This is a genomic window from Paenibacillus rhizoplanae (assembly GCF_042684125.1).
Classification (GTDB): domain Bacteria; phylum Bacillota; class Bacilli; order Paenibacillales; family Paenibacillaceae; genus Paenibacillus_AQ; species Paenibacillus_AQ rhizoplanae.
The window spans coordinates 365,097-391,158 of sequence record NZ_JBHUKY010000033.1 but is presented as its reverse complement, the minus strand read 5'-3'; the positions used below and the strand labels follow the sequence as shown (position 1 = coordinate 391,158).

Genomic DNA, 26,062 nt, shown 5'->3' with positions numbered 1-26,062 from the left:
GTCTTTGATTGGCCCGAATGTATGCCAAAAACAGCATACATTGTGCGGGTGCGCAGGTAATCAGGCTTCGCCGCCAGCTTGTCCGCTATACAGAATCCGGTATTCCAGCGGCTCCAGCGTCATGCGGATTTTCTGCCCATCCTGCTCCACAGGCTCGCCGCTCAAGGCATCCTGCCAAGCTCCGCCGCTCAGTGATTGCGTCAGCGTCAGCGGTTCAGCGGAATTATTCATCCAGACCGTGAAGCGGGTGTGCTCATTCCAGCGTTCATACACCAGGCCCCCGCTGCCCGGATCACTCAGCAGGAAGCGGAACTGGCCGGTGCGCAGCACCTCGTGCTCCTTGCGCAGGGCAATGAGGCTCTGATAAAAGCGCAGCAGCTCCCGGTCCTGCCGGTCCTCTTCCCAGATCATGCATTTGCGGCAGTCCGGGTCATCTCCGCCGGTCATTCCGATCTCATCTCCATAGAAAATACACGGCGTACCAGTGAACGTGAAGAGGAAGGTGATGGCCAGCTTCAGCCGCCGCTTGTCCCCGCCCAGCCGGGTGAGCACTCTCGGGGTATCATGGCTCGCCAGGAGATTGAACAGCACTTCATTCGCCTGCCGGGGGTACCGCATCAGCAACCCGTAGATCTGCGCGGCGAAGGTGTGCGTATCCATGTCGTTGTCCGCTCCGAAGAACTTCAGCAGCCGGTCAGAGAAGGGGTAGTTCATCACCGAATCGAACTGATCGCCCTGCAGCCAGCTGAGGGAGTCGCTCCACACCTCACCGATGATGAACGCTTCCGGGTTAATCTCCTTGACCGCTTTGCGGAAATCCCGCCAGAACACATGGTCCACCTCATTAGCGACATCCAGCCGCCAGCCGTCGATGTGTACCTCCTTGAGCCAGAACTTGGTGATATCCAGCAGATAATCCCTGGCTTCCGGGTTGGCAGTGTTGAGCTTGGGCATTCCGCTGAAGAAGCCGAAGGTATCATAGTTGGCCCTGCCGTCCACCACCTGAACGGGATAATCATGGATATGGAACCAGCCTGCATATTTGGAGTCCGCTCCATGCTCCAGCACATCCTTGAACGGTGCGAACTCGGAGCTTGTATGATTGAAGACGGCATCGAGGACCACCTTAAGCCCTTTGGAATGAGCCAGGTCCACCAGTTGCTTGAGTTTATCGAGATCCCCGAAGTTTGCATCGACCGTTCCGTAGTCAACAGTGTCATATTTATGGTTGCTGGGAGCCTGGAAGATCGGGGTCAGATACAGCGCCGTTACGCCAAGCTCCACAATATAATCCAGATGATCAATCATCCCTTGCAGGTCACCGCCAAAATAGCTGTCGTAGGTGGGCGGTGCCCCCCATTCGAGCGTCCCTTCGGGGTCATTCGCCGGATCTCCGTTAGCGAACCGGTCGGGCATGATCTGATAGAAGACCGCAGATTTCGCCCATTCGGGAACCTGGAGCAGGTCAACCTCATGGAGGTAAGGCATTTCGTAGTAGCCTCCGGCAGGCGCAGGCAGCCCGTCTGTAAAGAAGCCGGATTCGAGCATCCATACCGTTTCCTGATCGGTTTCCAGCCGGAAGCCATAGGAGAAACGTTTGAACTCGGGGAAGATCTCTGCTTCCCAGTAATCGAAGAAGCTGTCAGTAGCCACCTTGCGCATACTCAGCTCCTGATGATGCTGCTCCCAGTCGTATTTATCGCCGGTCAGCGCGAATACCCGGTCTACATTATTTTTTTTGCTGCGGATTCTTAAGTGGAAGGTGTCCTTGTTATAGGCATATGCCCATCTCCCCTGCGAAGAATGATAGAGACATTCAAGCGCGATGGAGGAGCCGGATGAGGGTTGGGACGCTGCTTGTCTGCTGAGAGCCATATTTAAATTCCTCCTGTGATACGTATTGTAGATGGATATTATGAGGTATGAGCCTTAGTTAATACCCTTGGACCGGAGGTTTCAAACAGCAGATATTACTTTCAGGGCCGTAGTCAAAATAGGGTGCCCTGCACCGGCTCCGGCCCGGCTCTGCGGATCAGCTCAGGGTAGTCACTCCTGACATCGCCCACGGCTGCGGAGACGGGATAGGCCAGCATTTGCTCCGCATCGTAAGGCCGCAGCAGCTTCAGCAGGGCGGGAATATTCCGGTTGCTGCGCTCCAGCCACTGCGCTTCCCCGTCCGCATCCAGAATGACCGGCATCCGGTCATGGATGTCTTTCATGAGACGGTTCGGGGCGGTGGTAATGATCGTGCAGGTGGAGATTCTTCCTCCGTCCGGAGCGGTCCAGATATCGTACAGAGCAGCCATAGAGAACAACTTCCCGTCCCGCATCGTAATCCGCATCGGCTGCTTGCCGCCTTCCTGGATTTTCCAGTCATAGAAGCCGTCTGCGGGAATCACACAGCGGCGGGAGGCCACCAGTCCTTTGAACGAAGCCTTCTCCAGCAGGGTCTCACTGCGGGCATTGATTAGCTTGGCAGCGTTCTTGTCTTCCTTGGACCAGGAAGGGAGCAGTCCCCAGCGGAGTTCGCCGAGCTTATTCTGTGTGCCGTCATGAATGACCGCGGTAATATGCTGCATCGGAGCCGCGTTATACTTCGGTGCATATTGGATGAGCGGGTGCTCCCGGATGAAATACTTGGCGATCAGCTCCTCCAGCGTTACGGTGATCGTATATCTTCCGCACATTTGGTTCATCCCTCCCTGGATAGTTAATGGTTTACAGACCGAACAGCTTGCCTTAGCATTATATAAGATGAGACGGAAGATTGCGAAGGGAGACGGCGGCATTGATTATCGTAAGCTCTTGCCTGGCAGGAATGAAGGTCAGATATAACGGAACCGATTGTCTGGAGCAGGGCATCAGGCAATTGCTGGACAGCCGGCAGGCGGTTGCTGTATGTCCCGAGCTGCTGGGCGGCTTCTCTACCCCGAGAGAACCGGCAGAGATTATAGGCGGCAACGGCAGGGATGTGCTGGAGGGGCGGGCCCGGGTGGTTGACAGAGCAGGGAATGATGTAACAGCAATGTATATAGAGGGCGCGTATGCCGCGCTGGAGCAGGCACACAGCTTAGCTGCCACGCTTGTTGTCCTTAAGGAGAACAGCCCTTCCTGCGGCAGCTCCTGGATCTATAACGGAGAATTTGCAGGCGGGAAAATCCCCGGAGAAGGGGTGACCACAGCTCTTTTACGGCTGCATGGTATTGAAGTGATCTCCGAGGAGGAGCTTGCTGCGCGTTTGCCGGAATTATAGGGCTGATCCGGGGCGCTGAGCATGGACAAATGTTACAATATTGTGTTTATTAACAGGTGGTAAAACAAGCTGTTCAGCAGTATAATCTAAGTAGTTCTGCAAGCAAATCCTGAATTCCAAGAAGCGGAGAATTTCGTTATGAAACCCATCTATTTGGACCACGCCGCTTCAACACCGGTTCATCCGGAGGTGGCAGCGGTTATGTATCATATGCTGTTGAACGAGTACGGCAATGCGTCCAGTGTGCACCAGTTCGGACGGTCTGCCAAGAGAATTATAAATGGGGCGCGCGATAGAATCGCGGGCTTTTTGGGCTGTTCCCCTGAGGAGTGGGTCTTCACAAGCGGAGGCACGGAGAGCGATAATCTCGCTCTGTTCGGCGCAGCCTATGCTTCTGCTTCCAAGGGTAGACATATCATTACTACAGCGGTCGAGCATCATGCAGTGCTGCATACCTGCGCGGAGCTTGCGGGGCAGGGCTTCGAGGTCACCTATCTTCCTGTTGATTCTACCGGACGTGTCTCTCTGGAGGATGTGGAATCGGCTCTGCGCGAGGATACAGTACTGATTAGCATAATGTATGTGAATAATGAAGTGGGAACTGTACAGCCTATAGAAGAGATTGGCAGATTAGCGGCCGAACGGGGTGTGCTTGTGCATGTAGATGCTGTACAAGCTCTGGGAACATTGCCCCTGGTGCTCCGCGACCTGCCGGTCGACTATATGAGCTTCTCAGCCCACAAGATCGGAGGTCCGCAGGGGATTGGAGGCTTGTACGTCCGGCGGGGGGCGCCGCTTACGCCAAGACAGCATGGCGGACTTCAGGAGCGCGGCCGGCGGGCGGGCACGGAGAGTCTGGCTCATACCGCAGGGTTCGCCAGAGCCGTTGAACTGGTTGTGCAAGGGCTGCCGGGTCATCACGAGCGGGCTCTGGAGCTCCGCAGCACGCTGCTGGAGGAGCTGGACAAGCAGGTCGGAGCAGAGAGATATGTCGTCAACGGAAATGAACAGCATACGGTGCCTGGAATTCTGAATATCAGCTTTCCCGGAGCCAGGACAGATGTGCTGCTGATGAACCTGGACATGGAACGGATTGCGGCGGCCAGCGGCTCAGCCTGTACATCAGGATCTCTGGAAATCTCGCATGTCCTCCGGGCAATGAAGCTTCCGGAAGAACTTTTGAACTCAGCGATTCGCTTTAGTACAGGTTTGGGTAATACTATTGAAGAAATGCAGGTTGTCGCCCAGAAAGTTGGAACCGTTCTGAACCGGCTGCGTAATAGAGACTAGGCGTCCTTGTAACCTGACAGCCGTTTAAGAGGTCCCTTGCCCATGGGAATCCGTAAGCAATACTTAAGGTGAGGGGACTTTGGATACCATGAAACTTCAAGATATGATTGGCCTCACTGTATACGAAGTTGAAGAAGGTACTGAAGTCGGTGAAATAATCGATATCGGACTGGATTCAAACTGGAATATTACGGGTATTGAACTGGAAAGCAAATCTTTTTTTGGAAGGCTTGTGAAAGTTGTGGCATGGGATAATATTGTCGCTTATGGCGAGGATGCTGTCATGATCCGCAATAAAGAGTCGATTATTAAGGTCGATGCTGACCATATATCCTACACTTTCCTCTTGGGAAAGAACAATTTGAAGGACAGGCAGGTGCTTACAGCATCGGGAACGGTGCTTGGGCGAATATCGGATGTTTATTTTGACCATAAGTTGGGAAATACAATAGTAGCGCTGGAAATCAGTGACGGGCTTGTAACTGATTTGATCGAAGGCCGCAAATGGCTGCCTTGTTCTGAAGGAATGTCTATCGGAGAGGAATCGGTACTGGTTCCCGCGATGAGTGAAGAACGGCTCCAAAAAGCCATTAATATTGTTAACGGATAGGTGGAATGTATTATATGAAGTGTCCAAACTGCAACTCCAAGGATATCGGCAAGATCGGCTCCCACCAGTTCTATTGCTGGGGCTGTTTCATCGAACTTACGGTCAACGGCGAGAAAATGTCGGTTTATCAGGTTGAAGAGGATGGCACGCTCAGCTCGCTTGACGATCTGTTCTCGGGTGAAGAGGTTGCACAGGATTTCCCGCAAATCCACGCCTCCTCTTGAGCATTGCCTGATTCATAACCGGCTAACAGTTACATAGATTCGCCGTGCCCAAATACCGGGTGGCTTTTGAAGCCGCCCGGTATTTGGGTTTTTTGCCGTCACTACGAAAGTTGCATCTTTGTTATACGGGCTAAGGAATTGGTATGTCGTCTCCGGGATGCGGACCCTATACTGAAATCGACTGGCGCGAGTCCAGAATTCAACAAGGTTCTACACGAGGGGGAGTGTTCAGATGTACCGCAAAGGAATATCCAAGCTTCTGATTGCCGGATTGCTGCTGTCAGGGATTCAGCTTCCGGGAACTACAGGAATAGCACAGGCAGATAGCGGAAAAGACGCAGACAGGCTGTCTGCAAGTACAGGCCGGGCAGAGGCTGCCCGGGCGGCAGGGTTCGCCGATATGAAGCAGCACTGGGCTTCGGCCGCAGTGAACAGGCTGTCAGCCGCAGGAATTCTGCAGGGGGACGAGGCAGGACAATTCAGACCGGGACAAGCGGTCTCACGGGCAGAGATGGCCGCCATCATCAGCCGCGTGTTCCGTTACACGGATTCAGGCAGTGCTGTATTCAGTGATGTAAGCGCTTCTTCCTGGTATGGCAAGGATGTCAGCCGCGTGAATGCCGCAGGTGTTGTTCAAGGCTACGCGGACGGCCGGTTCCAGCCGGGAGAGGCTGTTACCCGCCAGGAAGCCGTGACTATGCTGAGCCGGGCGTTCACGCTGGAGGCGGGCTCTCAGGGTGCGCTGGCTGCACAGTCTGATGCGGCGGCGGTCAGCGGCTACGCCCGGGAAGCCGTAAGTGCGATGCTTGGCGCCGGTTACCTGCGCGGCGATGCAGACGGCAAGCTGAATCCGCAGGCGCAGATGACCCGGGCCGAGCTGGCCGAGCTGCTGAGCCGGATGGTCGGGTGGATCAGCTCCGGCGAGGGAAGCCAGAAGCTTGGAGCGGTGTCCGGCAATGTGATTGTCAACCGGGCGAATGTGCAGCTCGAAGGCGGAACCGTCAGCGGCAATCTCTACGTGACGGCCGGAGCAGGGGAAGGGGAAGTTGCCTTCTCGGGCATCAAGGTACAGGGAACGACCCATATCTCAGGAGGAGGCGGCCACTCGGTGGTGTTCCGCCAATCCACCCTGGGGCAGATCAAGCTGAACAAGCTTACCACCCTGGTACGAATGGTACTGGAGGATGGCAGCACCGCAGCCCGGATCGAATTGCTTAAGCCGGCGAAGGTGGAGATCGGAGCGGGCTCCCGTGCAGAGGCTGTGGTCATCGGCGCAGGCGCTGCCGGATCAGAGATCGTGAGCCGGGGGCAGATCGGCCGGCTTGAGAACCAGGCGGACCGTGTGCTGCTGAACGGCCAGGCGCTCAAGACCGGCGAGACGCTCCGGGACTTGTCCGGCACAGGAGCTACAGCGCAGGCAAGTGCCAAGGCTACTACTGCCCCAGCCCAAGCGGGCGGCGGCGGGAATGCAGGCGGTGGTGACACACCCTCGCCAACACCTTCACCTGCGACACCGGTGCCAACCGCAACGCCTGCTGCCACACCAACCCCAACGCCGACCCCGACTCCGCCAACCCAGAACAATCCGTGGGAGCTGGTCTGGAATGACGAATTCGACGGCCAGACCATTGATGCGGCGAAATGGAATGTGCAGGATACCGGCACGGTGTACAATAACGAGCTGGAATATTATCACCCGGACAATGCTTCGCTTGCCACAGAGAGCGGGCAGAGCGTACTGGAGCTGGAAGCCCGGAAGCAGACTTACGGGGGGAAGAATTATACTTCAGGCAAGCTGACCTCCAAGATGAAGGGCGACTGGACCTACGGCAAATTCACCGTACGGGCCAAGCTGCCGGTTCAACAGGGCATGTGGCCAGCCATCTGGATGATGCCAACCGATGATGAGACGCAGTATGGACCTTGGCCGGGAAGCGGCGAGATGGACATTATGGAATTGACGGGACCAGTTGCCGGCAAGCCTGGGGCAGATCTGTATCCAAGAACGGTCCATGGCTCGATTCACTATGACATTCCGCAAACTAGCCAGACCAAAACCTATGTATTGCCCGAAGGTCAGACCTTCGCTGATGATTATCACGACTTCACACTGGAATGGCTTCCGGGCCTGATCCGGTATTATGTGGACGATAAAATGTATTTTGAGACGAGTGACTGGGGAACGATGGCCAAAGGCCAGCCGGATTACTATACGTACCCTGCTCCGTTTGACCGGCCGTTCTATATGATTCTGAATCTGGCCGTGGGCGGAGACTGGCCGGGCAATCCGAAGACCGACTTCAAGTCGGATAAAATGTATGTAGACTACGTACGGGTCTACAAATACAAGAACCTGGATCAATGGCCGGATGTAACAGGGAAGCGGCCGGTGGATCCGGGACTGTCGACCCCGCAGCGTCCTGCCCTGGCAGACGGGAATCAGATCTACAACGGGGACTTCAAGGGTGCTGTAGCAGCCCAAGGTCAGCCGGAATATTGGGAATTGATTGAGAATGAGAGCGGAAGCGGAACCGTCTCGGTCATTGAGGATCAGGATAAGGGCAAGGCGGTGAAGGTTGCTGTCCATGAGGCCGGAACCCAGAACTATTCCATTCAGCTTGCGCAGAAGCCGCTGCTTCTGGAGCGGGACAAAGCCTACAAGGTAACCTTCGATGCCAAAGCGGACGCAGCCCGGCCGCTTATGAGCAAGCTGACCGAATTCGGCGGCGGATGGACGGCGTATTCCGGGGAGCGCAATTTCCAGCTTACACCGGACTGGCAATCGTATGAGTACAGCTTTACGATGGCGAAGGCTTCGGACAATAATGCCCGCTTTGAGTTTAACCTGGGTCTGAACAACATATCCGCCTACTTCGCGAATGTAAGGGTGGTAGAGACAGAAGCGCCGCCGGTAGTACGCACTCCGCTTGCTGACGGCAACCTGATCTATAACGGAGGCTTCGATCTGGGAGAAGCACGGCTTGGATATTGGAGCTTTGCCGTTAAGCAGGGCTCGGAAGCAGCGGCGAAGGCCAGTGTTACCAATACACTTGCCCTGCCGATGATGAAGCGGGAGTTCCGGGCGGATGTGCAGAAGGCCGGAGGATCGCCGGAGGATGTGACGCTGACCCAGGCAGGAATTCCTGTGTCCGCAGCAGCCGTCTACCAGCTTGCCTTCGATGCGAGATCGGCCGAGGCGCAGCCGCTTGGCATTAAGCTGGCCAGCAGCGGTGGACAGACGGTCTATCCTGACGGAACCACCTTTACTCTGTCACCGGAGTGGAAGAGCTATACGGCAGAAATTGAGCTGTCCGGCGGGTCCGGCACAGAAGCTGCGTTATCGTTCCTTCTGGGCGCGGCTGTGGGGCAGACCGAGATTGACAATGTGCGACTGGTACGGATGACCGATCCGCCAGTGCTCACTAACTACCTGCATCTGCGGGGAGATCAGTTCTGGAGAACTTCAGGAACCGGCCTGATTCCGAGCGGTGAAGGCGGCAAGGATATCACGGATATGGACAACGGTGACTATGTGGAATATAAGGTGGTACTGCCTCAGGCAGGAAGCATTGTTCCGGTTACCCGAGTATCTAGTGTGCTCGCGGATTCCGAGCTTACGCTGTCAGTACTGGATGCCGGCAAGCAGAATGTGGTGACGGAATCTGTCTACAGCGCGGCAGTTGGCAACACCGGAGGTCTTCAATCCTACCGGGCGATCGTTGGAGCCCCGCTTGCGCTGCCTGCGGGAAGCTATTATATCCGTCTTGGCGGCAGCGGCTACAATCTGGCCTGGCTGGATCTGTCCCGTGAGCTGGTGATGAACGGCAGCTTCAAGGATGCTTCCACCGACAACTGGACGCTATACAAGAAGGACTGGGATGACAATGACCCGGGGAAGAGCACTGTAATGAAGGCGGTGTATGGAGCACTGCAGGTTAGCCTCGGCGGAACGGGAACGGAGGCTTGGCATGTACAGGTGAAGCAGCCGGGCATCCCGGTAGAGCAGGGCAAGAAATATCTGCTGCGCTTCGATGCGGATGCTTCGGTGGCCCGGGATATTAAAGCGCTGGTTCAGCATGACGGGACTGACGATGGCAACTGGACTCCTTATCTGGAACAGGAGCTGAGACTCAGCGAAGCCGGAGGACACTATGAATATCTGTTTACTGCCCCGGCAACGGATTCCGCAGCGGTGCTCCAGTTCAGTCTGGGCAAGATTTCCGAAGAGCTCGGAGCGCATACGGTCAACCTGGGCAATATCTCCTTGCTTCAGGTAAGCCCGGTGCTGGATGGTGAGGCTTACGGGGAGAATCTGATTCCAAACGGCGATTTCTCGGCGCCGCTTAAGGGCTGGAGCAGCTACTCCTCCGACAACGGGGAGTTAACTATTGATAATGTGAATGAAGCGCTGCAGATTAAGGTGGGCTCCACCGGAACGAACACCTGGGACCGGCAGGTCTTTTATGAGGGAATCGCTTACAACGAAGGCAATCATTATACACTCACCTTCAAGGCCAAGGCATCAGCTGAACGCAAAATGAATATCAGCATCGGTTGGCTGGATGTGGCGGACAACTACAACTGGCACGGATATACGAGCAAAATTGTTGATCTGGGCAGCGATTATCAGGAATATACCGTAGAATTCGATGTTGCCGGAGGCAGCACCTCCATCGGCCGCATTTCCTTCGAGCTGGGAGATATTAAGGATGGCGGCACCGGGCATCTGACGGTGAACGTGGATGATATTGTGCTCACGAATAACGGAACAGCAGCGGCACCTTGAACATGCTTTGGATTTTGTTATTCAGGCTTACGATTTGGTATTTAGACTGGACGCAGACACTTCTATAATCATTACATGGAGGACGGGCAACCGTTCTCCGTGCTTGTTAAGAACCTTCCCCCAATTCTTCGGCCCAATGAGTATACATAACAGGGAATGAGTATCGTCCAATAGAAAACAGGAAAAGAGGAGAACCATTCATGATGCTGAAATTCAATACCGCAAGAGCAGCGGCTGCTTCACCTGAGGATATCCTGAGACAAGCATTCGCAGACCGGATGGATGCAGGCGGGCAGCTAAGCGCCGTCTTCACGGATTCCAAGTGTATCGGGGCTGTTGGCGTAGCGGGCCTTCCGCTCCGGCTGCCGGCCATTCAGGAGCTGCTGAAGCTCCCGGAGGTGGCAACGCTGCTGCCGAAGGAGGCTGGCGCATCCGCGCTGTTCACCGTGAATGATACAGGTACGGCACTGTCCCTGCATATCCGCCATGCCGGAAGACAGGAACAGACAACAGCTATACCGGAGGCGGCTGCAAGCGCGGCGCTGGCGCAGCTTCAGGCTGCACCGGGCTGGGCCGGTGCCCTTAACGCTGAAGGCGAGCATGTGATTGACCTGCGCTCCCCCGTTCCGGGGCCGCACTTCGCGGTCAATCTGCTGCTGGGCAACCGTCTGGAGTTCCCTCATCCGCTTCAGACTACACCGAAGAGCGTGGTCGACCGCCTGGGCGGCGGCAGCTTCCGTTCCCATGCGGCTACCCAGGTGCTGGCGACCCGCTGGGATATGCGCCAGGAGGAGAACGGCTTCCCGGCCAACCGTCAATTCTATCTGTTTGAGGACGGGAAGCAGATCTTCTATTCCGCTGATCCGGGCGGAGAAGGCATTGAATCGGCGGTCTGCCGCCATTCACAGAATGTAACCATCATCACGTACCGCCTGTCCGGCGGACTTGAGATTATACGTACTATCTTCATTCTGCCGCATGCTGAAGGTCTGCCGCTGGCGACCGAGATGCAGCGGGTTACGATTACGAACCATGGAGAGAGCAGCCGCCAGCTTCGTCTGGTGTATACGGGCATGTTCGGCTCGGCAGCACCGGGCGCTCTGTTCGAGGATGTGCTGTATAGCAATGTTATTATGCAAGGCGGCGTATTGCAGGACGCTGATGGTGCCGTGGCTGCAATCAGCCCTGACTATTACCCGGAAGGCGGGCGCCATGATCTGCGCTTCCACACGATGATTATCCACGGGGAAGACGGACCGGTGCTGCCGCGTGAATATTGCGTCAGCTACAATGAGTTCGTCGGCACCGGCTCACTCCACCGGCCATCCGGCGCGCTGAAGCTGAGCAGCATTCTGCACCGCAAGGGGCCGGGATTCTTCGCGGTAGCGGGCGATATTCAGGTTCCTGCCGGAGCCACGACAGCGGTTGACCAGCTGACGGGCCTTGTCTCCGACAAGAGCGGAGCAACCTGGAGCGATACGGTACTGGAGGAAGAGGTAGGCGCGCTGATCGCCCGCTTCACAAGCCGCAGCGCGGCCGAAGAAGCCTTGGCACAATCCCTGAAGTTCGTGCGGAATTACTCCAGGTTCCTGCAGGTATCCTCCGGGGACGCGGATTTCGACCAGTTCGTGAACCGCAATCTGCCGTTTCAGGTGCTCTACCAGAGCTTTGTCTCCCGCTCCTTCTGTCAGACCCAGAAGGGCTACCGGGAGATCGGCTTCCGTGAAATTCAGGATATGTATGCCTCGATGTATTATTTCGTCGGGATGGGCCGGGGCGGCCTCGTCAAGAGCCTGCTGAAAGAATGGACCAGCATGGTATTTGAGCTGGGGTATGCGTATCACAATTTCTTCTGGGCCGGCAAAGAGCCGGGCAAATGGTCCGATGATGCGCTATGGCTGATCCAGGCTGTCTACCGTTATGTCATGCTGACCGGGGATGCGGAGTTCCTGGATGAGGCTTGTCCGGTAGCAGGCACAGATACAGAACGGCCGGTATTCGAGACCCTGAAGGCGATTATTGTCTATTCCGGACAGATCTCGATCGGACGTCACGGCCTGCCGCTGCTCGACTTCGCAGACTGGAACGACTGTCTGAAGCTCGATGACACCTATCTGAACGGCCCGGCCAAGGAAGCACTCTACCGGAAGCAGTTGGAGGCTGGCGGTGTCTTCGGGGATTCGCTGGAGAGTGATTATTCCGAGAGCGTCATGAACGCCTTCCTGCTGAAGGTGGCGGTTGATGAATTGTCCGCCCTGGCCGCCCGCAAAGGCGAGCAGGCGTATGCAGATGAGCTGACGGGCTTCGGAGCTAAGCTGCGCGAACGCATCCAGGAACATGCCTGGAAGGGCGATTTCTTCGCCCGTGTGCTGTTCAACCGCTATCCGAACGGAGAATATACGTATCTCGGCGCTGCCGGAGACGGGATGTCCTCCGATCCGGCGAAGGACGGCTCGTACTTCCTGAATTCGTTCAGCTGGAGCATTCTGGCGGGCTGTGCGGATGAGGAGCAGATCGCGGTGATGCTGGACACTATGAAGGCGCATCTGATGACGCCTTACGGCATGAAGCTGGTCTCGCCGGTGGCGTTGGGCCGGGTATCCACGCACACGGCCTCGGATGAATATTTCCCGGGTGACCGCGAGAACGGCGGCGTATTCAAGCATGCCTGCATGATGGCTGCTGCGGCTATGTTCAAGGGGGCCAAGGAAGTATCCAGTCCGGATCTGGCTGCCGAGCTCTCCCGCTTGGGCTACTGGCTGCTGGACCGGATTATGCCGTTCAAGACGATGGATGATCCGTTTGCCGTCTGCGGGAATCCGCGGTTCTGCACCCAATACAACAACAGCGAGACTGGTGAGAACATCGGTCCAATGCTTAGCGGCACCTCGACCTGGCTCACCCTCTCGCTGATGGAAGCGCTGGGTATTGAATATACGGAGCAGGGCATAGCACTGAGTCCGGTGCTGCGGGAAGAGCAGACGGAGCTTACCTATACCTTGAAGCTGGGCAGTTCCTCCTACCGGATTCAGGTCCGCAAGCCGGAGGGCTTCCACCGCATGCAGGACGGGGCAGCCCGCCTGACGCTGGACGGCCGGGTACTGGAGGACGGCTTGGTACCGGCCGTAGATGACGGCTTCGCCCATGAGGTAGAGCTTATCTTCGCGTAACTGACGGAATTACAGCGCCCGGTCACGGTATTCATGCGGGGTCATCCCCGCATATTCCTTGAAGAGCTTAATGAAATAATGGGCGTTGGAGTACCCGAGCTCCGAGGAAACTTCATAAATTTTGAGCGGCGTATGGATTAGCAGATACGCCGCTTTTTCCATCTTTACCTGACTGATATAGTCGCTGATCCGCTTGCCGGTCTCCAGCTTGTACATTTTGGAGAGATAGACCGGATGCATCTGGACATGGTCGGCGATGGCCTGTAGGGAGACATAGTGCAGATTGCGGTTGATATACTCATGTACCTTGCGGATCAGCACGGTCCGGCTGTTCCGCCGTTCGGAATCCGTATGCTCTCTCAGCAGAAGGATAACCTCCATGGCCCACTCCCGCAGCTTGTCCGGCGTCTGAAAGGGAGCCTGCTCCAGCAGCGGATTGCCGACAATCTCGCTCAGCAGCTTGTTATTCTTGTGGGCGAAATAATAGAAGGCCGTCTCCAAGTGCAGACGGGCTTCCTGGATATGCTCCAGTGACCGCTCCGGACTGTGGACCAGTTCCGAGACAATAGCGTTCAGCTTGTCTTCAATGCCCTGCCAGTTGTTCGCTTCGAACATGTGGAACAGCAGAGGAGGCTCATAGAGCGGCTGGAGAATCTCCACGGGCTGGGAGCTGCTGTTATCCGTGGTATCGAGATAGATGCCGGTCTCACTGCCGATATGCTGGCGGATTGCGGAGATGGCGGATTGATAGAGAGTGTAGACCTGATCCGGGAAGTCGCCCCAGCCGGTGGTCACCACGGACAGGCCGCCTCCCATCAGGGTGCTGACATGATTCTGCAGCTGATAGGCAGCCTGAGCCACCCCATTTCCCGGATTGCCGTCGTGTTCAACATCCTCCCTGGGCTGCAGCAGGAATACGAGATAATCATGAACATCCTTGCAGGACCAGATCAGGAAGCGGTCCTGGAACAGCTCCTGGGCGATATTAATGATTGCATATTCAAACAGCAGCATGCTGTGCATATCCTGACGCCGGAAGAATTCCTCGGGACGGACCACGGCCAGACAGACTGGCAGTCCGGCCCTGAACGGCAGGTCGAACTGGTCCAGCCGCTCCTGGAGCTGCGGCCCGGGCAGCTTCCGACCTTGCAGCAGTTCCCCGAGCAGGCGGTCCCGCAGGATTGGCAGATGCTCGCGGAAGGTCTGCATCGTCCGCTGGTGGGAGGACCAGGCCTCCCAGTCACTGCGCAGCTTCTCCTGGAGCTTGCCGATGACGGCGATCAGCTGGTCGTTCGCTATCGGCTTGAGCAGATAGGCGCTGGCCTGCTCCTCAATAGCCTTGCGGGCATATTCAAACTCCGCATAGCCGGTCAGCATCACCACCCGGATATGCTTCCAGCGCTTGCGGATGGCGGCAATCAGCTCGGTGCCGGACAGCTCCGGCATATTGATATCTGTGACTACAATATCAATGGGATAACGCTGGAGCAGCTCCAGCGCCTCATACCCGGAATAAGCTTTGTGGACCTGTCCGAAGCCCATCTCCGCCCAGGGAATCGAAATGGACAGATCATCGACCACATAGGGTTCATCGTCAACCAATAGAATTTGGTGCATCAGGTTCCTCTTTCTTCTCCATATGGAGAGTTGTTATCAGACCGCCTTCCGGTGAAGGGGCAATCATCAGGCCGGAAGCCTCGCCGTAATGTAATTTGAGACGCTGCTGGACATTCCATAGCCCGCAGCCTCCATCCTCACGCGTGTTTTCGTTAATACGCGCCTGAAGCGCGGCAATGGCTTCCTCTGTCATACCGGCGCCGTTGTCCTCAACGGTAATGAGAATGGCTTCCCGGGTATGGCGGCCGGTGATCCGGATGGAGCCGGGGCCGATTTTTCGCTCAATGCCATGGATGATACTATTCTCTACTAGAGGCTGAATCAGCAGCCGCGGAATGTTCAGGTCCAGCAGTTCAGTCTCCATATCCATCTCATAGCGGATACGCTGCTTCCGCAAATTCTGGATCTTCAGGTAATTCTCCAGCAGCTTCAGCTCATCCTGAAGGGTGGTGAGGGAATGGTCGACCCTGGTAATATAACGGTAATATTCGCCCAAGCTGAGTGCCATCGCCTCGACGGATTCCGTATCTCCTATGGCGGCCTTGCTCTTGATGAAGAACAGGCAGTTGTACAGGAAATGCGGATTGATCTGTGATTGAAGCTGCTTCAGATGGGCATCCTTGGCCCGGAGCTGCTCCAGATAGACCTGCTCGATCAGCGACTGAATCTTCTCGGCCATGTCATTGAATTCCTCATTAAGCAGCGTGAACTCCTGATTGGTCCGGGTATGAATGCGGGTAGACCAGCGCCCTTCCTTCATCCGGTTGAGCGAACGCAGCAGAAGGCTCACCGGACGCTGCACCTGGCGGTAGAGCTGCAAGGAGAAGAGCAGGCTCATCACCAGCAGAATAGCCGATCCTGTCAGGAAGGAAGAGCGGCTGCTGCGGATCGGTTGAAGAATCTCCTTCAGCGGTGAATAATGCACGACCTGCCAGTCGATGGCCGAGGAGGGCACTGAGCTGACCAGGAAGCTGCCCTGCTTAAGGTTGAAGATATCGGAGGTACTCTTCCCGGCCGTGATATTCAGTGCCGCGGTGACCTGCTCCGCCATCTGCCGGTCCGAACTCCGCGAGAGGATGACCCCGAATGTTGGATGGTACAAGAAGGTGTCCCCCGTGTTCTGCGACTGGTAGGCCTCGAACATCCGTTCAATATTGGAGACTGGTAAATACATGGACATCAGCAGCTGCGCCTCGCGCGGCCGGCTTGTTGCCTGGGCAGGGTCCGACAAAAGCAGCCGGAAGCCTGCCTCTGCGCCGGCCCTGTCCGCCGAGATATACTCCCAGCCTGCCGGCAGCGGCTTGTGCAGGACAGAGACATCGAAGGACAGCGAGGAATCCGAGCCCAAGGTCTCCCCGCTGAAGGGCTTGTACAAGACAATCCGGTTCTCCCACGTACTGGAGCTGGTCTGTAGGGACAGCTTCTCCAGCACCGTCATAATCGTCTGGGCGGGATCAATAAGATGGCCCAGCTGCGTAATCTGCTCATAATCGCGGATGGTGGGATCTCTCTGCAGGGCATACATGCTGCCCGCCAGCTGGTTGATATTGTCATCCATCTGCTGGGTCAGGAATTCCAGATGATTCAGGTCGGTGGTTTTAATCTGACTGGTAATGACTCCGACATCCTTACGGTAGGACATTCCGTAGAACAAGAGTGTAGCGGCAATCAGCGAGAGCAGGATTGCTACCATTTTAATGAACAGGTTGGGACGCCATGCCACCATAAAGATCATCCTTTTCAAGACATTTGCTGTAATATGGAGAAGTGTATCATAAGATCATGAGGTCGATTACAATACAATCTGTTCGTCACACCGAACTCTACGAAAAGCAGGTGGTTTCATGAAGGTCCATTCACCGCTGTTCCTGCTGCTCCTGATCCTGTCAGGGTGCTCCTGGCACAGCACTGGCGATAGTCAGCCGCCCGCTTCACCGCAGAGTACAGCCCCTCACTTCGATGTTAAGCAAGGCAAATATGATCCTCCGGTAGACCTGTATACGGTCGGCTCTGTGAACCCCAACCTGAACTTTATCAAAGGGGAGAGCCTGGAGCATAACGTACATACGGTCTGGGCCGAGAAGCGGCTGGGCATCCGTATCCGTTATCTCTGGACGATCTCCGGCACCTCAGAGACCTACGCCAACAAGTTGAGGCTGGAGCTGGCCAAAGGCAATATGCCCGACATCGTAACGACCAGAGATGCCGATATTATCCAGGAGCTGATTGATTCAGGACAATTCATGGAAGTCGGCGACCTGTTCGAGCAGCATGCGTCCGAGGTGTGGAAGAAGGCTGTTGCCGAGGATGCTTCGGCATGGAACCCCTTCGTGCGCGGCGCGCACCGGTATGCCATTCCCATTATGGATTATGAATATAACTCCGATCCGCTGCTCTGGGTCCGCCAGGATTGGCTGGACAAGCTCCATCTGAAAGCCCCGCAGACCCTGGATGAGCTGGAGCAGGTCATGGACGCCTTCGTCAACCGGGACCCGGACGGCAACGGAATCAAGGATACCTACGGTCTGTCGGTTGGATTCCGCAACGGCGCCAGCACCTGGATGGGAGACAGCAGCTGGGTGTTCGGCGCCTACGGTACGGTTCCTGAGCAGTGGAACCGCCGGAGTGACGGCACCCTGGAATACGGCTCCATCCAGCCCGGGGCAAGGAAGGCTGTCCAGCTCATGAAGCAATGGGTACAGCGCGGTTATCTGAGCGCTGACAGTGCCTGGCTGGATGAAGAGGGAGCGGCGAACCAGTTCATCTCCGGCAAGGCGGGCATCATTGCCGGACCCTATTGGATGCGCGGCTGGCCCCTGTCCTCCTTGACCAAGAGTGACGCTGAGGCGCGTGTCCGGGCAATTGCCATCCCTTCGGGGCCGGGCGGCCTCACCATGAGAAGAGGGACCCTGCCTGTCAACGGTGCCATCCTGATCAATAAGCAGATGAAGCATCCTGAAATCTTTTTTACGTATCAGAATTATTTGTTCGATTCATACGCTACCTCGACCGGCGAGTTCGCCCATGGCCTTGCGGAGGGCTATGACTGGTCCATGGCGGGCGGCCAGCCGAGCGCCGAGTCTTCGGCGCTGCCGCTGGGCGGCATCCGGGTAGCCTCGTACACGCTGACCTTCGACGGGGCCCGGATTCCCTCCGGGGTCATCCGGGAGATCCCGAAGGACATTGCCCCTGTGCTGCTGGGCCAGAAGGAGGCTTCCCGCAAGGAGCAGTTCACGGGACCTCCGACAGCGACGATGAAGCGTGACGGCGAGCTGCTGAAGAAGCTGGAGCAGAAAAGCTTCATCAAAATCATCTTCGCGGACAGCCCGCTTGATGAATTCGACGAATTCGTGCACAAGTGGAACACCTACGGCGGACTTACCGAAACCATGGAGGTCAATACCTGGGACCGCAGCAGCCGCTAAATACCGCAGGGACAAGAAACCGCCTCTATAATAAGGCGGTTTCTTGTCGTAGATAAGCCTCAAGGCCTCTGCCTGTTTGCCTGGCGGCGGCTCCATCAAATCTGTTCCTTTTGTACGGTATTCTTTCTATATATCGTACAGAAGGACGGCCGCAGCCGCCATACCAATGTGGCGATTGGGATAACAAATATTGAAGATGAGCTGCCATGATCCGCATAGACAAAAGAACCCCGGCGGATGCCGCTTGCGCATCGCCGGGGTCCATCACCTGCCTGCAAGTTAGTTGCTTGTGTATTTCAACCAATCGTAATAGGCGTACAGCGGGTTCGCCCCGTTGTAGGAACCGAGCCAGGAATCCACACCCGTTCCGTTCCAGAGGTTCATCATGATTTTACCGGCCCGGGAGGGGATGTTGCTGGTTGCCGTATGCTTCAAGACCCCGTCTACATACCATTTAATATAACCCGGCTGCCAGTCGAAGGCGTACGTATGATAGCTCTGGGAAGCATCGAAGCCGAGATTAACAATCTTCTCATGTCCGCCAACACCGTTCGTGTAATAGTTGAACTGAACCTTCGTGGTATCCTTGCCAAGGAACTCAATATCAATCTCATCCCAAGGTGTGCCGTCTGAAGGCCCGGTGTAGGTGAAGAAGGAGGAGACGATCCCGCTGTTCTTGGCCGGTTTCATGCTGACCTCGTATTTGCCGTAGCTGTACTTGTTCACAGAGCGGTACTCCGCGCCGTCAAATTTATTGTTGCTGGGACTGGTCAGGGCCAGACGAAGCTGTCCGCCACTGGTGAAAGAGATGTTATTCGCACGCCAGGTACAGTTGAACATGGAGCCATTCGAGTAGCCGTCTGCTTTTTGCCAGGTTGCGGGGTTGAAGTAAGTCAGAGGCTCATTAAAGACGGTTGCCGCCGAAACGGACGGAGCTCCTGTCAGCAGACCGGCAAGCAGCAGGGTCATTCCTGCACCGAATAACTTGTGTAGCTTTCTCCTCATATACAATACCCTCCTCATAATGTAAGCGTTTTACAATATGATTGTAGCGAACCTTGAACCCGGCCACTATACCAACCTGCGAATTAAAATAACAAAAAACCAATTTTTTGCAGAGCGGAGTATTTCATTCCCCTCCCACACATACTAATATGGCATGATGGTTAAGGGCTGTACACGTTCAGGAGGGGTATTATGGAGGAGTGGTCCCGCAGTAAATGGCTCCGCTGGATGATCGGCGTGCTGCTCTCACTGATTATTCTATATTTCGTCTGGCTGCTCCGTCCGATGCTGAATGGGGTATTCCTGTTTCTAAAAGCGATTCTGGCCCCGTTCCTGGCCGCCATGATTATCTCCTATGTACTGAATCCGGTGGTCACCATGCTCTCCCGGAGAAAAATGCCGCGCAGCATAGCCGTCCTGCTGATCTATGCGGTGTTCCTGACCTCGCTTGCGGTGATTCTGATCAACCTGATCCCGATGTTTATGGAACAGCTGGAGGAGCTGAACGAGCATCTGCCGGAGATGACGCTGCATGCGCAGGGGTTAATGAAGGGCATGAATTCCAGACTGATTCCGCCCGGGGTGGAGACGGGAATGAATAACTGGTTCTATCAGCTGGAGAACCGCCTGGCCGAAGGCATCTCCCACTTCCTTAATAATATCGCTTCGACCATTGGCCTGCTGTTCAACGCATTCATTGTGCCTTTTCTCGTGTTCTATATTCTGAAGGATTTCGAGGTGTTCGAACGGATGGTGGTATCCTGTCTGCCCCGTTCGCGCCGCAAGTCGATTGTGATGCTGTTAAAAGACATTGATGAAGCGCTCGGTAACTATATCCGCGGGCAGTTTCTCGTCTGCATCATCATCGGCGTGCTCGCTTATATCGGCTACGCGATTATAGGCATGCCTTATGCGCTGCTGTTCGCCTGTGTTGTCGCGGTATTCAACATTATTCCGTATATGGGTCCGTTTCTGGGGGCGGCCCCGGCTATTGTGATGGCCTCTACCTTGTCGTGGCGCCTTGTCCTGCTGGTGGCGGTGGTGAATACCCTGTGCCAAATGCTGGAGAGCAACGTGATCTCTCCGCAGGTTGTAGGACGGAAGCTGCATCTGCATCCGCTGCTGATCATCTTCGCGCTGCTGGTCGGCGGCGAGATCGCCGGAATGATCGGACTGATTCTGGCCGTCCCTTTCTTCGCTGCCGCCAAGGTGGTCATTCAGCATATCTTCAGCTATTATATCCGCAGAAGGCCAGCGTGAAGCAGCCGTAATTCATCCCGTCACTTGCAGGAACCGGGGGGACTTGCGCTACTTCGGGTGAAAGGATTGACGGTACATGTATCTTTTGGTTATAATGTGGTGAATATTACGATAAGAAGAGTCATCATAGCAGTGCGATGAAGAGGAGTATTAATTCGTGAGACCGTTATTGCAGAGAGCCGGCACCCCAGGTGCGAGCCGGTTAACGGGCCGCAGTGAACTCACCTCCGAGTAATGGCGCGAGCCGCAGGTTCCTTTAGAGGGGCCAGCGAGTGAACCGCCGTCGCCTCACCCCCGATACAGGGTGTCAAAGTGAGCGCCGGACAAAGAATGTCTGCCGCTAACTAGGGTGGTACCACGGGAATTCATACCTCTCGTCCCTAGCGATTATACGCTAGGGATGGGAGGTTTTTTTGCGGTTAGCCCGGCGGAGCAGCTGGTCCTGAGCAGGCAGGGGCGATTATGTTGACTCGTTCCGTCTCCCGGCCCGGTGAAGCATGGGCGGGTACATTGCCGTGGTTTTTACGGCCCAGCGAATCATGGGCGGCTCTTGGGCTTTGCTGTTCCGCCCGGGGAACAGATGATGTTAACCTAAGTTATAGAGAAACGGAACGGAAAGAAATTTTGGAGCTGGAGAAACGAAGTGTTCGCCTTTATTCTCGGATTTCTACCGCCAGAAGCGGATCAAATCAAGAAATCAGAGAATAACAGCGATCGGAAGCCCAAAACTTTTTTGTAGTGGAGCTAATCTCTTAACTTTTTAAGACAGCAGCAGTACCACCTATTACAGCAACACTCCAAGGAGGAGCACAAGATGAGCGACAATATTGGTTACCGCGCCCAGACCATCGAGCCGAAATGGCAGAAATTCTGGGACGAGAACAAGACCTTCAAGACAAGTGAAGAATCAGGCAAGCCGAAGTTCTACGCCCTGGATATGTTCCCCTATCCTTCCGGCGCAGGACTGCACGTAGGCCACCCGGAAGGCTATACCGCCACCGATATCGTGTCCCGCTTCAAACGGATGCGCGGCTACAACGTGCTGCACCCGATGGGCTGGGATGCTTTCGGACTTCCGGCCGAGCAGTATGCAATGGATACCGGCCAGCATCCGCGTGATATTACCTTCAAGAACATTGACAATTTCCGCCGCCAGATCAAGTCGCTGGGCTTCTCTTACGACTGGGACCGCGAGATCAGCACGACAGATCCGGGGTACTACAAGTGGACGCAGTGGATTTTCATCCAGCTGTATAACCGTGGATTGGCTTATGTGGCCGAAGTATCGGTGAACTGGTGCGAGGCGCTGGGAACCGTTCTGGCGAACGAAGAAGTCATCGACGGCAAAAGCGAGCGCGGCGGCCATCCCGTTGTCCGCAGACCGATGCGCCAGTGGATTCTGAAGATTACCGAATACGCCGACCGCTTGCTGGAGGATCTGGAGGAGCTGGACTGGGAAGAGAGCATCAAGGATATGCAGCGCAACTGGATCGGCAAATCGACCGGTGCTGAGGTGACCTTTGCGATTGAGGGGCATGAGGCTGTGCTTGAAGTGTTCACTACCCGTCCCGATACCCTGTTCGGAGCAAGCTATTGCGTACTCGCACCAGAGCATAAGCTGGTGGATGCTATTACCACAGAGGCGCAGAAGACAGCCGTTGCCGAATACCGCGACAAGGCTTCCCGCAAGAGCGATCTGGAACGCACGGATCTGGCTAAGGAGAAAAGCGGTGTATTCACCGGCGCGTATGCCATTAATCCGGTGAACGGCGCGCAGGTGCCCATCTGGATTGCCGACTACGTGCTGGCAGGCTACGGAACCGGAGCAATTATGGCCGTTCCGGGCCATGATGCCCGCGACTGGGAATTCGCCAAGCAGTTCGGCCTGAACATCGTCGAGGTGGTGCAGGGCGGCAATATCGAAGAAGAAGCCTACTCCGGTGACGGTCCGCATGTCAATTCGGGATTCCTCGACGGTCTGTCCAATACTGAAGCAATCGCTCAGATGATCGCCTGGCTGGAAGAGAAGGGCAGCGGCAAGGGCAAAGTGACCTACCGCCTGCGCGACTGGCTGTTCAGCCGCCAGCGTTATTGGGGCGAACCGATTCCGATTCTGCATCTGGAAGACGGCACGATGAAGACCGTGCCTGTAGATCAATTGCCGCTGCTCCTGCCTGATGTGGATGCCATCAAGCCTTCGGGCACCGGTGAATCCCCGCTGGCGAATGTGACCGAATGGGTGGAGACAATTGATCCCGAGACCGGCATGAAGGCCCGCCGCGAGACTAATACTATGCCGCAATGGGCCGGCAGCTGCTGGTACTACCTGCGTTATATCGATCCGCACAACGATCAGGAGCTGTGTTCACCGGAAAAGCAGAAGGAATGGCTGCCGGTTGACCTGTACATCGGCGGAGCCGAGCATGCGGTGCTTCACCTGCTGTATGCCCGCTTTTGGCATAAGGTACTCTATGATATCGGCGTAGTCGATACCAAGGAGCCGTTCCACAAGCTGGTTAACCAGGGAATGATCCTGGGGAACAACAACGAGAAGATGAGTAAATCGCGCGGCAATGTCATTAACCCGGACGAGATCGTGGAAGCTTACGGGGCAGATACCCTGCGCGTCTATGAGATGTTCATGGGGCCGCTGGAGGCCACCAAGCCTTGGAACGAGAAGGGTGTCGAAGGCATTCACCGCTTCCTCTCCCGCGTATGGCGCCTGTTCGTGAATGAAGACGGCAGCCTCAGCGCGAAGATTACAGCAGGCGGCGGCAGTGATGAATTCAAGCGCACCTGGCATAAGACGCTGAAGAAGGTTACTGAGGACTTCGAGCATCTGCGCTTCAATACGGCGATCAGCCAGCTGATGATCTTCATCAACGATGCTTACAAGCAGGAGAGCCTGTCCACCGAAGCGGCGGAACAGTTCGTGCAGATGCTGTCCCCGCTGGCACCGCATATTGCCGAAGAGCTGTGGCAGCTGCTGGGCCATGAAGGAAGCATCAGCTATGTCGCCTGGCCGGCCTATGATGAAGCCTTGACCATAGATGCTGAGGTTGAGATCGTAGTGCAGGTGAACGGTAAAATTGTCCAGCGCGCGCTGATTCCGGCAGATATGGCCCAGCAGGAGATGCAGGACCACGCCCTGGCCCTGCCGAATGTGAAGGCGGCTGTCGAAGGTAAAACCGTACGCAAAATCATTGCCGTTCCCGGCAAGCTGGTAAATATCGTAGTGGGTTAAGCGAAGAACGCAATTCTGCCCGCAGCAACGGAGGTTTCCGTGCTGCGGGCTTTCTTGGTTTCGGGGCGCTTTCTGCGGAGGTGGAGGGGACCGCTGATTGCCCTATGGAGGAAATGGCCCTGCTAATGGATACTATTTTGCTAGCGGTCGAGTCGGCTCTGCGCGATACTGCTCAGCCCGAACAGCTCGTCGAGCTTTTCCACATCCTCATCATACTTGTCATGTGTGGTGGTAATCAGACGTTCAAATACCCCCTCCAGACTGGTCTGCAAGTGATTCAGGGCTTGCGCGGTAATGCCTCCACGGACGGCTACCCGTTCCTGCAGCTCCTGCGGGGTGAACGAGCCTTCCGTCAGCAGCTTGCCCGTACCCAGCAGCATCTCACCCGCCAGCCGGGTGACCAGGGCTTCGTCGATGCCTGTTGCTTCTACAGCCGCTTCAATCCACCGCTCCAGGAAATAGCTCAGAAAGGCCGGACCGCAACTGGAGAAATCTGAGGCAATCCGCGTATGACCCTCAGGAATCTCCTCCGGAACACCAATGCAGGAGAATAACTGGAGCAGCAACAGCCTGTCTTTTTTATTTAATCGGCTTCCGAAAATGCACAGCGAACTCCCGCCTCGGACGGAATGGGTGATGCTGGGAATGATTTTGGCGACCTTGGAGGGCAGGGCCGATTCCAGATGGTAGAGCTGCACAGGGCTTGTAATCGATACAACGATCTGGTCGCTGCGCAGATAAGGGGCGATTTCATCGGTTACCCGCTTGAACTGCAAAGGCTTGACACACAGGAACACAAGATCGCTCTCCGAGGCGGTTTCGATATTGCCGGAGCATAGGGTGATTCCGGGATGAAGCTTCTTCAGCTCCATCAGCCTGCCCGGGCTGCGGTTGCTGGCCATCACATCGCATGGCTCAAGGGCTCCCGACCGAAGGAAGGTGTCGATCAGCAGACTTCCCATGCTGCCTGTTCCGATAAATCCCACTTTCATCCTGTGGTACCTCCTTTCTTATGCTGCTGGCTTACAGGAATACTCTTCGTTAAATGTATGCACGCCAGACTTGGACCAATGACAGGTTTTAATCGGATTTTTGAATAAAATTCCAGTTCGATGAGGGAGGACATCCTGATGGATAAAAGAATGATCATCTGCGCCATCACCGCCGCGCTGCTGGGCGGCAGTCTGGTGTGGGCCGCAGACCACAGAGCACAGGAAACCGGCATCGCCGGGTGGTCGACGCTGAACGCCGGAATGGCGCAGGCGCTGGGAGTGGTGGACGAAGGGACTGACGGCGGGAGTGCGGCGGGCGGGGCTGATGGTGGGAGTGCGGTTGGTGCGGCAGGGAGCAGAGCGGAAGGTGGCGAGGTATCGGGTGGCGGTACGGCGGGTGGCGGTAAGACGGGGGATGGGGCGGTTGGCGAGAGTGTGGTAGGTGCGGTGGAAAATGGAGTAACTGGCAACGCAGCTACGGGTGGTGCAACAGTGGACACAGGAGCTGCCGGGAGTGTGACTGGTAATGGAGTTGCTGGCGCGAATATTGTAGGCGAGGCGGGTAGCGGAGTTGTTGGCGGTGCGGCCACCGGTGATGGAACAGCAGGCGCTGGAGCGGCGAGTGCCGGGATAGCGGGTGCGGCGGACTCAGGAGGACCCGGAGGAGCGGCAGGAAGCGGCGGTGCAAGTGGAACGGCGGCTGCATCAGCTGGAGCTGGAGCAGCTGGCACTGCAGCCCCGGCAGCGGCTGACGGCCGGATCAATGTGAACACAGCCGACACCAAAGCCCTCATGGACCTGCCGGGCATCGGGGAGAAGAAGGCGCAGGCGATTATCGACTACCGCACCAGTAAGGGAGCCTTCCGCAGCGCGAACGAGCTGGGCAAGGTGAAGGGCATTGGCCCCAAGCTGCTGGAGAAGCTGAAGCCGCTGGTGGCATTTTAAGGCCGAAGTCCTGATTATCAACGAACAGCCTGTCTGCCGAGACAGAGTAAGTTGCAATTGCACTCTGTACATTAGATTAGACCTCAATCTGCCTAAAAACTGAATCTGCTGCACTTCGTACATTAGAATTTTGCAAAAGCGAGTCTTTAGAGACTAAATGAGAGAATCAATTGTATGAAGTACAGCAGAACGTTACTTAAGAGCTGAGAATGCAATTTCTGATGTATGAAGTGCAATCACT

Annotated in this window: 16 protein-coding genes; 10 read left to right on the top strand and 6 right to left on the bottom strand. The window is 55.9% G+C overall.

Annotated features, from left to right (window positions below):
• Positions 1 to 60 precede the first annotated feature (60 nt).
• Positions 61 to 1,827 (bottom strand): alpha-glycosidase, encoded by a 1,767-nt coding sequence (locus tag ACFSX3_RS20550; protein WP_209988475.1) that lies wholly within the window; start codon positions 1,825 to 1,827, stop codon positions 61 to 63.
• 161 nt (positions 1,828 to 1,988) lie between these two features.
• Positions 1,989 to 2,687 (bottom strand): SOS response-associated peptidase, encoded by a 699-nt coding sequence (locus ACFSX3_RS20545; protein ID WP_209987608.1) that lies wholly within the window; start codon positions 2,685 to 2,687, stop codon positions 1,989 to 1,991.
• Between the two features lie 101 nt (positions 2,688 to 2,788).
• Here ACFSX3_RS20545 and ACFSX3_RS20540 point away from each other — a divergent pair, with 101 nt between their 5' ends.
• The 6 genes from ACFSX3_RS20540 (at position 2,789) to ACFSX3_RS20515 (ending at position 13,333) form a co-directional block, all read left to right on the top strand.
• Positions 2,789 to 3,253: a DUF523 domain-containing protein gene (locus ACFSX3_RS20540; protein ID WP_209987610.1), complete on the top strand. Its 465-nt coding sequence runs from the start codon at positions 2,789 to 2,791 to the stop codon at positions 3,251 to 3,253.
• 138 nt (positions 3,254 to 3,391) lie between these two features.
• Complete coding sequence (locus tag ACFSX3_RS20535; RefSeq protein WP_209987613.1) at positions 3,392 to 4,543, top strand: cysteine desulfurase family protein; 1,152 nt, start codon at positions 3,392 to 3,394, stop codon at positions 4,541 to 4,543.
• Positions 4,544 to 4,631: 88 nt separating this feature from the next.
• Positions 4,632 to 5,153, top strand: coding sequence for a PRC-barrel domain-containing protein (locus ACFSX3_RS20530; RefSeq protein ID WP_209987616.1), 522 nt, complete (start codon positions 4,632 to 4,634; stop codon positions 5,151 to 5,153).
• A 14-nt stretch (positions 5,154 to 5,167) separates the two neighbouring features.
• On the top strand, positions 5,168 to 5,377 hold the full coding sequence (locus ACFSX3_RS20525) for a hypothetical protein (protein WP_036690502.1): 210 nt from the start codon (positions 5,168 to 5,170) through the stop codon (positions 5,375 to 5,377).
• Positions 5,378 to 5,609: 232 nt separating this feature from the next.
• Positions 5,610 to 10,163, top strand: coding sequence for a carbohydrate binding domain-containing protein (locus tag ACFSX3_RS20520; protein ID WP_209987619.1), 4,554 nt, complete (start codon positions 5,610 to 5,612; stop codon positions 10,161 to 10,163).
• Positions 10,164 to 10,363: 200 nt separating this feature from the next.
• Positions 10,364 to 13,333: a GH36-type glycosyl hydrolase domain-containing protein gene (locus ACFSX3_RS20515; RefSeq protein WP_209987622.1), complete on the top strand. Its 2,970-nt coding sequence runs from the start codon at positions 10,364 to 10,366 to the stop codon at positions 13,331 to 13,333.
• A 9-nt stretch (positions 13,334 to 13,342) separates the two neighbouring features.
• Here ACFSX3_RS20515 and ACFSX3_RS20510 read toward each other — a convergent pair whose 3' ends face one another.
• Entirely contained in the window at positions 13,343 to 14,950 is a 1,608-nt protein-coding gene (locus ACFSX3_RS20510; protein ID WP_209987627.1) for a response regulator, read from the bottom strand.
• Positions 14,928 to 16,676, bottom strand: a complete 1,749-nt coding sequence (locus ACFSX3_RS20505; protein WP_209987630.1) for a sensor histidine kinase — start codon at positions 16,674 to 16,676, stop codon at positions 14,928 to 14,930. Before ACFSX3_RS20505 ends, ACFSX3_RS20510 begins: the two co-directional genes overlap by 23 nt.
• Positions 16,677 to 16,794: 118 nt before the next feature.
• Here ACFSX3_RS20505 and ACFSX3_RS20500 point away from each other — a divergent pair, with 118 nt between their 5' ends.
• Positions 16,795 to 18,375 carry an extracellular solute-binding protein gene (locus tag ACFSX3_RS20500; RefSeq protein WP_209987633.1) on the top strand — a complete coding sequence of 527 codons (1,581 nt, stop codon included), beginning with the start codon at positions 16,795 to 16,797 and terminating at the stop codon, positions 18,373 to 18,375.
• 279 nt (positions 18,376 to 18,654) lie between these two features.
• On the opposite strand, the gene bglS is transcribed toward ACFSX3_RS20500, so the two are convergent.
• Positions 18,655 to 19,344, bottom strand: a complete 690-nt coding sequence (bglS, locus tag ACFSX3_RS20495; RefSeq protein WP_379313219.1) for a beta-glucanase — start codon at positions 19,342 to 19,344, stop codon at positions 18,655 to 18,657.
• 228 nt (positions 19,345 to 19,572) lie between these two features.
• Here bglS and ACFSX3_RS20490 point away from each other — a divergent pair, with 228 nt between their 5' ends.
• Together ACFSX3_RS20490 and leuS are read left to right on the top strand one after the other, a co-directional pair.
• A complete protein-coding gene (locus tag ACFSX3_RS20490; RefSeq protein WP_209987640.1) occupies positions 19,573 to 20,640 on the top strand; it encodes an AI-2E family transporter in 1,068 nt (355 codons plus the stop codon).
• 814 nt (positions 20,641 to 21,454) lie between these two features.
• Positions 21,455 to 23,884, top strand: a complete 2,430-nt coding sequence (gene leuS, locus ACFSX3_RS20485) for a leucine--tRNA ligase (protein WP_209987643.1) — start codon at positions 21,455 to 21,457, stop codon at positions 23,882 to 23,884.
• Positions 23,885 to 24,024: 140 nt separating this feature from the next.
• Here the strand turns inward: leuS and comER are convergent, their stop codons facing one another.
• Positions 24,025 to 24,876: a late competence protein ComER gene (gene comER / locus ACFSX3_RS20480; RefSeq protein ID WP_209987646.1), complete on the bottom strand. Its 852-nt coding sequence runs from the start codon at positions 24,874 to 24,876 to the stop codon at positions 24,025 to 24,027.
• A gap of 138 nt (positions 24,877 to 25,014) precedes the next feature.
• Between comER and ACFSX3_RS20475 the strand changes: the two genes are divergently transcribed.
• The gene (locus tag ACFSX3_RS20475) at positions 25,015 to 25,821 is read left to right on the top strand and encodes a ComEA family DNA-binding protein (RefSeq protein ID WP_379255498.1); all 807 of its coding nucleotides are present in this window, start codon (positions 25,015 to 25,017) and stop codon (positions 25,819 to 25,821) included.
• Positions 25,822 to 26,062: the final 241 nt, after the last annotated feature.